The sequence below is a fragment of the Bacteroides faecalis genome, from assembly GCF_003865075.1.
Classification (GTDB): Bacteria; Bacteroidota; Bacteroidia; order Bacteroidales; family Bacteroidaceae; genus Bacteroides; species Bacteroides faecalis.
The window spans coordinates 1-12,229 of sequence record NZ_BHWB01000005.1; the positions used below are offsets into that span (position 1 = coordinate 1).

Below are 12,229 nucleotides of genomic sequence, written 5' to 3' on the forward strand. Positions count from 1 at the left end.
ACATGATACTATCTCTCTCTTACAGGTGCTTCTTTATTAATCGTTGTATAGCTATTCTGGTTTCTAAACTGGAAATTAGAATTGTTACGGAAGATCCAAATACGATTCTTAAAAGGATTATTAAGAGAAAAAGATCCTGAAACACGCCAATTTCCATTCATATTGACGGGGGTTGTAGTCCGTACTCCTGTTTCATCGTCATAAGTCACCTGATTGGTTACACTATTCATTGTATTTTCTGCCAAAAGAACAGCAGCCATATTGCGACGGGTTTCGTATTATAGGAATTAAAACTCATCGTAAGCGTGTTTGTGTAAGAAGGCTTTAACGATGGATTTCCAACACGTATATATAAAGGGTTTGTCTGATCGACTACCGGTTGAAGATCACGAACACTAGGCTGACGACTTTTTCCTCTATATACAATCTGCAAACGAGTACGCTTAGAGAACTTATAGCGGAAATTAACAGTAGGAGAGAAATTGATGACTGATCTTTCCAACTGATTCTCCGGAGCATCCTTCAAAATAGAATGACTGGCTGACTTCTGTGGCTCTACATCTGCTCCAACATTATAATCGTACCTCTTACGATTGGTACGTACGGAGAGATTTAACAAATGATTACTATATTGATTCTCAAAACAGTTACTCGCATCCTCATCATAATCGGGAGTGAAATCTTCTAATTCCTTATCCCAGTTGTAGACAAAACGATCAGAATTGTTCACCTTATATTGATAACTATAACGGAATTGAAGAAAATGCAGCCACAGCAACGGTTCCACATAAACCATCTGTAATCGATAATTATATCCGTCTGCCTCATCTTCTATCTTTTGATTCTGAATCTTTTTTGTATTATTTTTAAATATCGTGTAGTAGAGAGATTTCTTCTACCAGTAGATGAAGCATTGGTTCCATAATCTATCTTTAAAGCAATATTTCTTCCCTGACGACTGAGTTTACGGCTAAGCTGCAACATCATTGCCACATTATAACGGGAACTGTTGGTGCTTCCGGATGATTCTTTTTTATTCAATAAGACATCATTTCCCCATCCTTCCTGAGTACCTACATTCTCTCTGTTGTTCTTGGCGAAATTGTATTGTGGACGAAAGATCAAAGTGGTAACTGTATCTATCTTCCATTCCATATAAGCATTGGCAACCAAGTTATGATTTTTCGTATAGGAGCTATTCGTACCATTTGTAATTGATTTATCTTGGCGAAGAAAATTATCTATAGTCGTCCGACTATCCTCTGAGCGGTCCGTTCCCATATATTGGATATTTGATCGAAGCTCGACATTCTTCCAGTTATAAGTAGTATTGACTCCTAATGAACGGGAAGTGGTCAAACCATTCTTACCACGAACATTACCACTAGAACTGGATGATTCTTTCTGAAGTTCCGAAAAACCTTGATTATTCGTATTATTTAAATTTCCGATAATGGTCAGTTGAGAATTATCACGAAAACGGTTTAGTGTGTTAGCCACCTCATAGCGATCCTTACTCCCCACTCCTGCCATGAAGTTTTCTCTCCAACCTTGTTTCATATTCTTCTTCACAGAGAGATCGAGAATCATTTCTTCCTCACCATCATCTATTCCAGTCAAACGTGCTAAGTCAGACTTCTGCTCATAGGCTTTCAGCTTCTCTATCATTTCAACAGGCAGATTTTTGAGTGCAGCTTGCGGATCATCGAAAAAGAATTCTTTACCATCTACCAGAAACTTCTTCACCTCTTTTCCATTAATCAGCACCTTACCATCCTCGTCTATCTCCGCACCTGGTAGTTGTTTCACCAGTTCTTCCAACATCGATCCTTCAGGAGTGCGATAGGCAGACGCGTTAAAGACAGTTGTATCACCCTCGGTTATAGCCATAGGTGCTTGTCCGACAATCACAGCTTCCCCCAACATAAACCCTTCGGGATACAAATGAATATCCCCTAAATTGGAAACTGAAATTTTAGAAGAAATAGGGATAGTACGATAAATGGTTTTATATCCTACAAAAGAAACGTGTAGAAACAGAGAATCTACCTTCTCTTTTGAATCATTTGTAGTTTTGTGTTCGAAAGGAGTCAGTTTAAATATTCCTTTATCATCAGTAGCACCACCTACCAGCATCGTACTATCCGAAAATGACAACAACCGGACCGTAGCAAACGATACCGGTTGTTGTGTTTCTGTATCAACCACTCGTCCGGCAAAACTCTCCCTACCGGACTGAGCATGAACATCCACGCTATTCAGTAATATCACATAAATAGTAATCAAACAAAACTGAAAAGAATAGATATGTCTGCCTATGCTCACCTTGTGTTGATCTAGTAGAAGTAATTTATAATAAACCTAATAACCTATTTCTGTAAATGACGTTGAACATGCTGTTTTTGTTGCTTCTGACGATTTCCTTGACCGGTTTTTTGTCCCGATTTCTGCCCTTTTCTACGATCAAATTCTTTTTTGAATTTACTTGCATTACTCTTTTCCTGCTGATATATTTTCAATATCTGCTTCTGAGAAAGTATTTTGCTAAATTCATTGTAATATTTCTCGCGGATATCTAGCATCTTACGACTCTGCGTAAATTGGTCTTTCAACATTTTTGCAATATCTGCATCAGTCATTGCAGGCTTCGGAGTTTTATTAGCCTCAGCATCTTGAGTTGCATCTTTCTTCACTCTAGGTTTAATGTTCATCATGCGACATTCACGCAGTTCTTTCACATATTTCTGATATATAGGAGTAAATTTTGCAGCTGTGGCATCATCCAGCATCAGTGCTCTTACCATTTGGTTGGTCTGTATCTGTATCATTTGTTCAGGCGTAGGACGTTGTTTCTTCTCTTGGTTGTCTTTATTCTGCGCAGAGAGAGAAAGTTGACTTCCTATTAACAGCATAGCTAATACTACATACATAAATTTTTTCATAATTCTAACTTTTTAATTGATTCACTTACTTAATTTAAAAATATATCATTCTCAGAGAAGCTGACGAGCTCTTCCAACTCCTCATCTGAAAGATTCTTAATCCAGTTATCTACCGGATCGATAGAAAGAGTTACATTATCAATAGCTAATACATTTGTATCTGACAATGGAGAATCCACAGGAAGGAATGATGGAACAAACAACAATCCTGCCAACACAGCTGCTGCAGCAAATGTTGTAGCTACAACCATTTGCAAGCGACGTCTTTTCCGACGTCGTACAATGCCGGTTTGTTTCATGACTTTCTGCTGAACTTCCTCAAAGAAATTATCAGAAGTATGATATGGAGTCTGCTTACCAATATTGTCAAAGTCAAAATCTTTATCCATGATATCATCTATTTATTATATATTCCTTTATTTTATCTTTTGCATAGTGATAATTCACCTTGAGTGTTTCCACCTTACTACCTAGAATGCGTGCAATTTCTTCATATTCCAATTCGTCATAATAACGTAAGTTGAAAACAAGCCGTTGCTTTTCCGGTAAACTTAAGATGGCCTCCTGAAACTTTACTGCCAATTCATTTTCATAATCTACATAATCAGAGGCTTTCAATTTACCAATCAGTTCTTCTTGTATTTCTTCCGCTGAAATCACTCCTTCCTTGCGAGCATTAAGAAAACGAAGACATTCATTGGTAGCAATCTTGTAAATCCATGTACTCAATGAGCTTTCATTACGAAAGTGATCCAAGTAACGGAATACTCTTATAAAGACTTCCTGTAGTATATCCTCAGCATCTTCATGAGATACTACTATCCGTCGGATATAATAATATATCGGTTCCTGAAAGTTATCCATTAGCAACTTGAATCCTTTATCGCGATTGGAGGCACAAGCTTCCCGGATCTTATTTTCGTTTATCATCTGTTCATCTGGGCTTTGTTAGATTAGAACGAAGAAAGAAGCCGAAGTTAAATCTGAAAGAAAGTCTTTTGTATTTATTAACTTATAGAGCCTTATTATAAAGCTCCCCATCGTTTCTGATGAACACCATGGGGACATAAATATGAAGAGAAAGTTGTAATTATCTTCTAATACAATATCTATCTAAGAAAGTGGACATTAACTTATAAATGATAATTATCTGTCAAAATATTCATCAAATAGACTATTATTTAGTGTCAACTCAGTAACTCCAATATAAAATTACCAAAACTTATTATATTCCTGACTATATTCAAATCCTACAGCCTTTAATGCATTAACAAGTTCAGTCTTATCCACTTGCATATCTTCACAAAGTTCATCAAGTGAAGAATAACAATCACGTAGTTTCATATTAATGACACTAAACAACATCATCGGGTCTTTAGGCAATTCCATCTTTATCTATTCTTTAAAATTTGGTACAAAAATACTACATAGTTACCAAATAGCCTAACTGTTTGACAAAAAAAGATTTATGCATGTCATTCCTTTATTAAAATACAATGATATTACATATAACTATTAATTTTGCTTTTATATATATTTCTCATAAAAATTGTTTCTACATTTGTAACCATTATGATGAAGTACATATTTTGTATGTTATTAGGTATCTTTCTAATATCTGTACTCCATTCCGTCTTTAATAAAGAACTGCAAGAGTTCCAAACGGAAATGGGAAGTATGGACACATCTTTATCATACAATCAATCCAATCATCAGATATCAGAATCTACCACTCATCAGGATTGCAACGCGAATCACTCTTCATGCAAAAAAGAGTTCAATAAGAACTACAGTTACAACATTAACAAAGGTCTGCCAGGAAGTTCATTGTCATACCGAGGGCTCTCCTCTCCTAAAATACTGAGATTTAATGCCTCCACTTTAGCAATTCTGACTTTAAGTAGTTTGATTGCTCAACAACCCAAAGACAATAACAAAAAGCTTTTTCTTTATACAAACATTACCAAACAAACATATAGATATTATATCTATACTCTAGGGCGTATACTCATTTAACCATTCTTTTACCTCTTTTTCTGGACAAATTATGTCCGTATTATACCCCATCATTTCCTTTTTTACAAAAAATCAACTATAAAAGAATGGAATTTATACTAGATTTTATCCTTCATATAGACCAATATATGATTGACATAGTGAGGGATTACCACACTTGGGCTTATACCATCTTATTCATTATCATCTTCTGTGAAACAGGATTGGTAGTCACCCCCTTCCTACCTGGAGACTCATTATTATTTGTAGCTGGAGCTATATCCGCACTACCCAATATGCCTATCGAAATACATTTACTCGTCATTATTCTATTTATTGCAGCTGTATTGGGTGACTCATGCAACTATATGATAGGACATTATTTCGGACGAAAACTTTTTAATAATCCCAATTCCAGAATATTCAAACAAAGTCATTTGGACAAAACACATGAATTTTATAAAAAGTATGGTGGCAAAACGATCATTTTAGCCAGGTTTATTCCTATTGTTCGCACTTTTGCCCCTTTCGTAGCCGGAATGGGAAAAATGCATTATTACTATTTCATGTTATATAATCTGATTGGAGGAGCTATCTGGGTAGCACTTTTTTGCTATGCCGGTTATTTCTTCGGTGACCTGCCATTTGTACAGGAGAATTTAAAATTACTGATCGTCGCTATTATTTTTATCTCTATTTTACCAGCTTTGATAGAAATAATACGAGCTAAATTAAAATCAAAGAAATAGAAAATGCAGGTATTTCACCCTATTTATTTAAGCTAACATATAACAATATTATAAATTAATATCTTTACACGTATGAAAAATTCCTTTTTTAGTCGTTTTACTCCCCAGGAGCCCAAATTTTTCCCTCTATTAAAACAGCTATCTGAAGTTTTAGCATCTTCTGCAGCTATTCTAGTAGAGAGTCTACAACACGATCTGCCAGACGAACGAGCAAATTACTATAAGAAAATAAAAGACCTTGAACGAGAAGGAGATAGATTGACACATTTGGTTCTTGACGAACTTAGCACTACATTCATCACTCCCTTTGACCGTGAAGATATTCACGATTTAGCTTCCAGCATGGATGATGTTATCGACGGAATAAATAGTTGTGCCAAACGTATTGCTATCTACAATCCTCATCCCATTTCAAATAGTGGAAAAGAACTAAGCAAACTCATTCAAGATGAAGCTTTCTATATCTGTAAAGCAATGGATGAACTGGAAACATTCCGCAAAGCACCCAAAGCACTTCGCGAATACTGTACCAAATTGCATGATATAGAGAATCAAGCAGATGATGTTTATGAATTTTTCATCAAAAAGCTATTCGAAGAAGAAAAAGACTGCATCGAACTCATTAAAATCAAGGAAATTATGCATGAACTTGAAAGAACGACTGATGCCGCCGAACATGTTGGCAAAATCTTAAAAAGCCTAATTGTAAAGTACGCATAAAACAGAGCGAAACACATGGAATTATTAGTAATTATCATTATATTGGCTTTGATATTTGATTATATCAACGGCTTTCATGATGCGGCAAATTCAATAGCTACTATTGTATCAACCCGGGTGCTTACCCCTTTTCAGGCCGTTCTATGGGCAGCATTCTTTAACTTCGTAGCTTTTTTCATCGCTAAATACATAATTGGTGGATTTGGTATTGCAAATACTGTATCCAAAACAGTTGTTGAACAATATATCACTTTACCAATTATTTTAGCAGGAGTAATTGCTGCAATTGTCTGGAACTTAATAACTTGGTGGAAAGGTATTCCTTCTTCCTCTTCACACACTCTTATCGGTGGATTTGCAGGTTCAGCTATTATGGCACATGGATTTGAAGCTATACAACTTAATATCATTCTTAAAATTGCAGCTTTCATTTTCCTTGCACCTCTTATTGGTATGGTTATCGCTTTTGGATTTACATTATTGGTACTTTATATTTGTCGCCGGGCGCATCCACATACTGCCGAAGTCTGGTTCAAAAGATTACAGCTCGTATCTTCTGCTCTATTCAGCGTCGGTCATGGTTTGAATGACTCACAAAAAGTAATGGGTATCATTGCGGCTGCAATGATTGCTGCTCATTCAATGGGAATAGGTATGGGAATAAATAGTATCAATGATTTACCAGATTGGGTAGCATTTTCTTGTTTTACTGCAATTTCATTAGGTACAATGTCCGGAGGATGGAAAATTGTAAAAACAATGGGTACAAAGATTACTAAAGTAACTCCATTAGAAGGAGTTATTGCAGAAACAGCCGGTGCTTTTACTCTTTATATTACCGAAATGCTCAAAATACCTGTCAGTACCACCCATACTATTACAGGAGCCATTATTGGAGTTGGAGCAACTAAACGTTTATCAGCTGTACGTTGGGGAGTTACAAAAAGTTTAATGATTGCATGGGTTCTGACAATCCCTGTTAGTGGACTTTTAGCTGCTGGAATCTACTTTGTTATTTCTTTATTTTAAGAATTGAAGATTGATTGGTATCTCCTTTACCACTCAAAAAATAATTCTATTCACTTCATTCATTTTCTAAAAACAGGCTGTACTCAATTTTTGTGCAGCCTATTCTTTGTTTTCTCTTTTTATAAATACCAATCAAAATATACATATCTATAAAATATCTTCAAAAATAGAAGATTCATATCTTATTCTCCCAGATTTATGGTATATTGCAACTTTCATCAACCTAAAATAAATGATTATGGGATATTCACATTATGGAAAACAAGCAGAAGTATGGAAGCACCTGCCCTTGTGTGATATAATTGCACAAGAACAACCGACCACATATATAGAAACTAACTCTGCATCTGCCAATTATACTTTAACTCATACACCCGAACAACAATATGGAATCTACCATTTCATAGAAAAAGGAAAAGAAAATCCCGTTAATAACAGTATTTATTTCCGATTAGAAAACGAAGCTATGCAGATGAATCAATATATAGGCTCTCCAGGACTAGCTATGTCAATTTTAAAAGATACTTGTCAATATATCTTTTTTGATTTGGACACGGAAGCTTTACAGAACATTGAAGAATTTGGTAGAAAACAAACTCTTACCAAACAGATTATATTGCATAATATTGATTCCTTAACAGGAATGATGAAGTTACTACCTGAGCTATCTCCTAATGCGTTTATACATATCGACCCATATGTTATCAACGAACCAGGAAGTAATGGACTTACTTATCTTGATATATTTATTGAGGCTACTAAACTCGATTTAAAATGTTTATTATGGTATGGCTACCAAACTCACAATGAAAAAAGAGAACTTGAAGAGCTCATTAGAAGTAGTTGCAAATTAGAAAATAAACATTCTATTTCTTGCCATGAATTAACTCTAAAAATAATTGAGCCAGATACTCAACCCTGCACTCCAGGAGTATTGGGAAGTGGATTGCTAGCAAGCAATATTTCATCTATATCCAACACACAAATAGGTAAGTATTGTGATTTGCTAATAGATTTATATAAAGGTTCATCATACAGAGGATATAACGGGGATTTATATAAAGACATTATATTATGAATGATATTTATCCTATAACTTTCTGTGGAAACAAAAAACAACGCTACAAATAGACATCAGATACGGAATTTATTTACCTGCAAGTTAATTTTTTAGGGGGGGATTTTATTGGATGATTCAAGAATACCATAGTGTGTAACTACCGTTACGAGAGTGGTAGTTCATTTCGTTGAGATGAAGAGGAGGGCTTATTGTTTTTTTGTAAAAAGATAGGCTGTATTGATACAACAGTCAAGGTAATTTCGTACATTTGCATGATTTCTTCAAGAAGAAACCATTCTTAAAAGGAAAGTTCAAATATATGTTTGCAATACGCTTGAAACAATTACGAGAAGATGCAAGTTTGCCACAGAGAAAACTTGCAGCGATATTAGACATAGATACAGCAACATACAGCAAAATTGAAAATGGCCTATTCACATTAAAAAAAGAACATATCTCAGTTCTTGAAAAATTCTATGGACTTGAAAAAGACTCTTTGGCAAAATTATGGTTGGCCGATAAGGTCTATAACGTAATTAAAGATGAACCAGCTGCGAAAGATGCTCTTAATGAAGTAAAAAAAATATTGTAATCATGCCATCATTCACATATACTCCTATAATTGCAGAGGCACATACGCCACCATATAAAATCCATAAGTATTTTGCACGTCGTCCTCATAACGTATTTAACCAGCTTGTTGAAAATTTCACTTCACCAGGGGAAGTTATACTTGATCCTTTTTGTGGTGGAGGTGTTACCATTTATGAAGCGGTCATTCAAAAAAGACGCGTCATTGGATGTGATCTTAATCCTCTATCGATATTTATCGTAAGAAATATGATAAAAAAATCTGAGGAAATTTCAGATCTAAAAGACTGCTTTAGGGAATTACGCAGTTATCTTGAATCTCTTACCAAAGACTATATGTTCTTTGAATTGGACAAACAGAGATACGACTTGTCTTGGGCAGAAATGGCTTTGACAATTAAATGCCCTAAGTGTGGAAGACCATCAACACTCACAAATGACTTAAAAATCAAAAATGGCAAATACCATTGTTTAAATAAGTATTGCGAGCTAAACAAAGAAGGTGAAATTGATATTGCGTTATGTGAAAGAACTGAACCGCAGTACATATTCCTGGTAAGTGCAGCAAACAAGAAACGAATTATCAAACTTTACAAAGAGGATGATAGAATTCGTTTTAAGGCACATATGATCTTTTTAAAAAAAGAAATAATTGCTAATAATATAAATATACCTCGTGACCTAATTCCTATGGACTGGGATCGTCAATTTGAAGATGGTCTTGCCAAAAAAGGTATCTTATATTTCCAAGATTTCTTTACCAAAAGGAACTTAATGATATTGTTGCTCTTAAAGAATAAAATCAATTCTTTTAAAAATAAACTTGGAACAGAAAAGTACGAACTTGTCAGAATAATGTTCAGTAATATCCTGAAAGATTGTAACATCATGTCATTTACAAATGCAGGATGGCAAAGCGGATCTCCAACAACGTGGAGTAAGCACGCTTATTGGATTCCTAATCAATTTTGCGAAGTTTCAATCATACCTGCATTTGATAAGTCTGTTGCAAGAGTATTGGCCTCAATTAATTACAATAATAGTATTGATTATACACCAGTTAAAACAACATCAATAGACGATTTATTGAATAATAAAGCTAATGTCTTACTCTATAATGCACCTGTTGGCCATACAGATATACCAGAAAACAGTGTAGATGCCATTATTACGGATCCTCCATATGGTAGCAATGTGCAATATTTAGAATTGTCGCATTTCTGGTATCCTTGGAACCAAGATCTATACGATCGTTATCCTATTTTTGAAATCGAAGCGGTCGCCAATAGAAAAAAGGGATTCAATGGTGCAAAGAGCCAATATGATTATGAAGACAATTTGCATGAAGTTTTTAAGAACGCATACCGAGTTCTTAAGCCTATGAGGTATTTGTCTTTAACATTTAACAACAAAGATATTTGCTCTTGGTTGGCATTATTGTTCTCTATACTCAAAGCAGGATTTACATATGATAATATGTACTTTCAGGATGGGGTTAAGAATTATCGCCAAACTGCACATACGAAAGCAAAAGGCTCGCCTTATGGAGATTTTATTTACACATTCAAAAAGGTTGCTAATAATCCTGTGAAGGTATATGAGAATGAAGAAGATTTTATTCATGACATTGATAATATTTTTCTTCAAAAAATTGATTGCAATAATAAGAACAGGAACGAGGTTATATTGCAGATGTTTGTTGACGCAATACCTTTGATTGATGCGTTCGCAAAGACATATCTGCGAGCAAACGGCACTCATCATCTTTACACTCATTTCAACAAAAAATATTTAGCAAAATTATACGATTCTGAAAATGAGGACGAGTGAATCTAAAGCCATAACTAATCAAGTGTTATTTGAAGCGAAGCTTCCTGATTATCAAGAAATCATCGAACGCCTTGCATCAAAATATCGCGTTGTTGATGGAAGTTTCTATGAAGGTCTTGTGAACTTCAAGACCAACATGATAGCTCCAAAACACAAGTGGTATGATTATAAGCAAGGCTATTCTGAATTGCTTGTAAAACATATCATAGAAGAGGAAAAGCCATCAAAAGAACATTATGTCTTGGATCCTTTCTGCGGTGTTGGTACAACTAATCTAACATCGATTAATTTAGGGTATAAAACTGTTGGATTTGATATAAATCCAATGGCCATATTAGCAACTAAAGCCAAAATTCATCACTATTCTCCAAATGAAATTTCATTGATTAAAGAGTATATAGAAAACTTCATACTACCTGATACAAGAGTAGAGATTGAAGTGGGTCGCGTCATTCAAACTTCTTTTATGGAAGATGTTCTTGAAATCTTACTTAAAATTCGATTCTTTGTAGATAGCATAGATAATAACCCTGTTCAGGATTTCTTTAGGCTTGCTTTGATTTCTATTATAGACAAATGCTCCCTAAAAGTAAAAGATGGCAATGGCTTGAAATTCAAGAAGAATTATAAGGCTGTACCTGATTTGGTTCAGTGCTATTTAGATAAGGCTGCAGAAATGTTATCTGATATTCAGTTGTCAAACAGTGACAATGAGAGCAAGATAATTTTCGGTTCCATGATAACTGAGGACGCTTTCAAACAGGTAGAGAATATTCCTGTGGGGTTGTGTGTGTTCTCACCTCCATATGCTAACTGTTTTGATTATTGTGAGGTTTATAAGCTTGAATTTTGGATTGGTGGGTTTGTTCAATCATATGACGATTTTGAACGATTTAGATCAATGGCGTTGCGTTCGCACGTAAACTCAAAATTCAGTCATGATTTTACGAACAGCAACAAGGATGTTGATACTGTAGCGTCACTTATATCTTCATTCAACATTTGGAATAAAAATATACCAGATATGATTAGAGGGTATTTTGATGACATGGAGTTGATGATAAAAAACTTGTCCAAAATCCTTGTTGATAAAGCTAAATGTTATATTGTAGTTGCAAACTCTGGATATAAGGGCATATTGGTTCCAACCGATTTGCTTCTTGCAGACATTGCAGAAAAATATGGTTATGAAGTTTGTAATATCTACCACGCACGCAAAATACGTTCTTCTTCTCAACAAATGCATATTCTGAACTCAGAATTTGACAATTTAATGAGAGAATCAGTAATTGAACTTCAAATTTCCAAATAAT

At 34.8% G+C, this 12,229-nt stretch carries 12 protein-coding genes and 1 pseudogene; 8 read left to right on the forward strand and 5 right to left on the reverse strand.

The features are described 5' to 3' along the window. Nucleotides 1–17: 17 nt before the first annotated feature. The 5 genes and pseudogenes from EJF25_RS09820 to EJF25_RS09840 form a co-directional block, all read right to left on the reverse strand. Nucleotides 18–2,325: pseudogene (locus EJF25_RS09820) on the reverse strand (outer membrane beta-barrel protein); the annotation flags it as partial. Nucleotides 2,326–2,369: 44 nt separating this feature from the next. Continuing rightward, nucleotides 2,370–2,942 (reverse strand): DUF4890 domain-containing protein, encoded by a 573-nt coding sequence (locus EJF25_RS09825; protein ID WP_370685717.1) that lies wholly within the window; start codon nt 2,940–2,942, stop codon nt 2,370–2,372. A 29-nt stretch (nt 2,943–2,971) separates the two neighbouring features. Beyond that, complete coding sequence (locus EJF25_RS09830; RefSeq protein WP_125041067.1) at nt 2,972–3,331, reverse strand: hypothetical protein; 360 nt, start codon at nt 3,329–3,331, stop codon at nt 2,972–2,974. A gap of 4 nt (nt 3,332–3,335) precedes the next feature. Then, entirely contained in the window at nt 3,336–3,872 is a 537-nt protein-coding gene (locus EJF25_RS09835; RefSeq protein ID WP_125041068.1) for an RNA polymerase sigma factor, read from the reverse strand. A 282-nt stretch (nt 3,873–4,154) separates the two neighbouring features. Further along, complete coding sequence (locus EJF25_RS09840; protein ID WP_125041069.1) at nt 4,155–4,331, reverse strand: DUF4250 domain-containing protein; 177 nt, start codon at nt 4,329–4,331, stop codon at nt 4,155–4,157. A 183-nt stretch (nt 4,332–4,514) separates the two neighbouring features. Between EJF25_RS09840 and EJF25_RS09845 the strand changes: the two genes are divergently transcribed. The 8 genes from EJF25_RS09845 (at nt 4,515) to EJF25_RS09880 (ending at nt 12,228) form a co-directional block, all read left to right on the forward strand. Next, entirely contained in the window at nt 4,515–4,958 is a 444-nt protein-coding gene (locus EJF25_RS09845; protein WP_125041070.1) for a DUF8440 family protein, read from the forward strand. A gap of 86 nt (nt 4,959–5,044) precedes the next feature. Then, the gene (locus tag EJF25_RS09850) at nt 5,045–5,686 is read left to right on the forward strand and encodes a DedA family protein (RefSeq protein WP_125041071.1); all 642 of its coding nucleotides are present in this window, start codon (nt 5,045–5,047) and stop codon (nt 5,684–5,686) included. 72 nt (nt 5,687–5,758) lie between these two features. Beyond that, nucleotides 5,759–6,406: a DUF47 domain-containing protein gene (locus tag EJF25_RS09855; RefSeq protein ID WP_125041072.1), complete on the forward strand. Its 648-nt coding sequence runs from the start codon at nt 5,759–5,761 to the stop codon at nt 6,404–6,406. Between the two features lie 15 nt (nt 6,407–6,421). After that, complete coding sequence (locus EJF25_RS09860; protein ID WP_125041073.1) at nt 6,422–7,435, forward strand: inorganic phosphate transporter; 1,014 nt, start codon at nt 6,422–6,424, stop codon at nt 7,433–7,435. A gap of 238 nt (nt 7,436–7,673) precedes the next feature. After that, the gene (locus tag EJF25_RS09865) at nt 7,674–8,513 is read left to right on the forward strand and encodes a 23S rRNA (adenine(2030)-N(6))-methyltransferase RlmJ (protein WP_125041074.1); all 840 of its coding nucleotides are present in this window, start codon (nt 7,674–7,676) and stop codon (nt 8,511–8,513) included. 301 nt (nt 8,514–8,814) lie between these two features. After that, nucleotides 8,815–9,087: a helix-turn-helix domain-containing protein gene (locus tag EJF25_RS09870; RefSeq protein ID WP_125041075.1), complete on the forward strand. Its 273-nt coding sequence runs from the start codon at nt 8,815–8,817 to the stop codon at nt 9,085–9,087. Between the two features lie 2 nt (nt 9,088–9,089). Beyond that, nucleotides 9,090–10,916, forward strand: coding sequence for a DNA methyltransferase (locus EJF25_RS09875; RefSeq protein WP_125041076.1), 1,827 nt, complete (start codon nt 9,090–9,092; stop codon nt 10,914–10,916). Beyond that, complete coding sequence (locus EJF25_RS09880; protein ID WP_125041077.1) at nt 10,903–12,228, forward strand: DNA methyltransferase; 1,326 nt, start codon at nt 10,903–10,905, stop codon at nt 12,226–12,228. The genes EJF25_RS09875 and EJF25_RS09880 overlap by 14 nt, the downstream gene beginning before the upstream one ends. Nucleotide 12,229 lies beyond the last annotated feature (1 nt).

What these genes read in the sequence shown, in the direction of transcription:
- EJF25_RS09825 (WP_370685717.1), bottom strand. Translation starts at nt 2,942, where the DNA reads ATGAAAAAATTTATGTATGTAGTATTAGCTATGCTGTTAATAGGAAGT.
- EJF25_RS09830 (WP_125041067.1), bottom strand. Translation starts at nt 3,331, where the DNA reads ATGGATAAAGATTTTGACTTTGACAATATTGGTAAGCAGACTCCATAT.
- EJF25_RS09835 (WP_125041068.1), bottom strand. Translation starts at nt 3,872, where the DNA reads ATGATAAACGAAAATAAGATCCGGGAAGCTTGTGCCTCCAATCGCGAT.
- EJF25_RS09840 (WP_125041069.1), bottom strand. Translation starts at nt 4,331, where the DNA reads ATGGAATTGCCTAAAGACCCGATGATGTTGTTTAGTGTCATTAATATG.
- EJF25_RS09845 (WP_125041070.1), top strand. Translation starts at nt 4,515, where the DNA reads ATGATGAAGTACATATTTTGTATGTTATTAGGTATCTTTCTAATATCT.
- EJF25_RS09850 (WP_125041071.1), top strand. Translation starts at nt 5,045, where the DNA reads ATGGAATTTATACTAGATTTTATCCTTCATATAGACCAATATATGATT.
- EJF25_RS09855 (WP_125041072.1), top strand. Translation starts at nt 5,759, where the DNA reads ATGAAAAATTCCTTTTTTAGTCGTTTTACTCCCCAGGAGCCCAAATTT.
- EJF25_RS09860 (WP_125041073.1), top strand. Translation starts at nt 6,422, where the DNA reads ATGGAATTATTAGTAATTATCATTATATTGGCTTTGATATTTGATTAT.
- EJF25_RS09865 (WP_125041074.1), top strand. Translation starts at nt 7,674, where the DNA reads ATGGGATATTCACATTATGGAAAACAAGCAGAAGTATGGAAGCACCTG.
- EJF25_RS09870 (WP_125041075.1), top strand. Translation starts at nt 8,815, where the DNA reads ATGTTTGCAATACGCTTGAAACAATTACGAGAAGATGCAAGTTTGCCA.
- EJF25_RS09875 (WP_125041076.1), top strand. Translation starts at nt 9,090, where the DNA reads ATGCCATCATTCACATATACTCCTATAATTGCAGAGGCACATACGCCA.
- EJF25_RS09880 (WP_125041077.1), top strand. Translation starts at nt 10,903, where the DNA reads ATGAGGACGAGTGAATCTAAAGCCATAACTAATCAAGTGTTATTTGAA.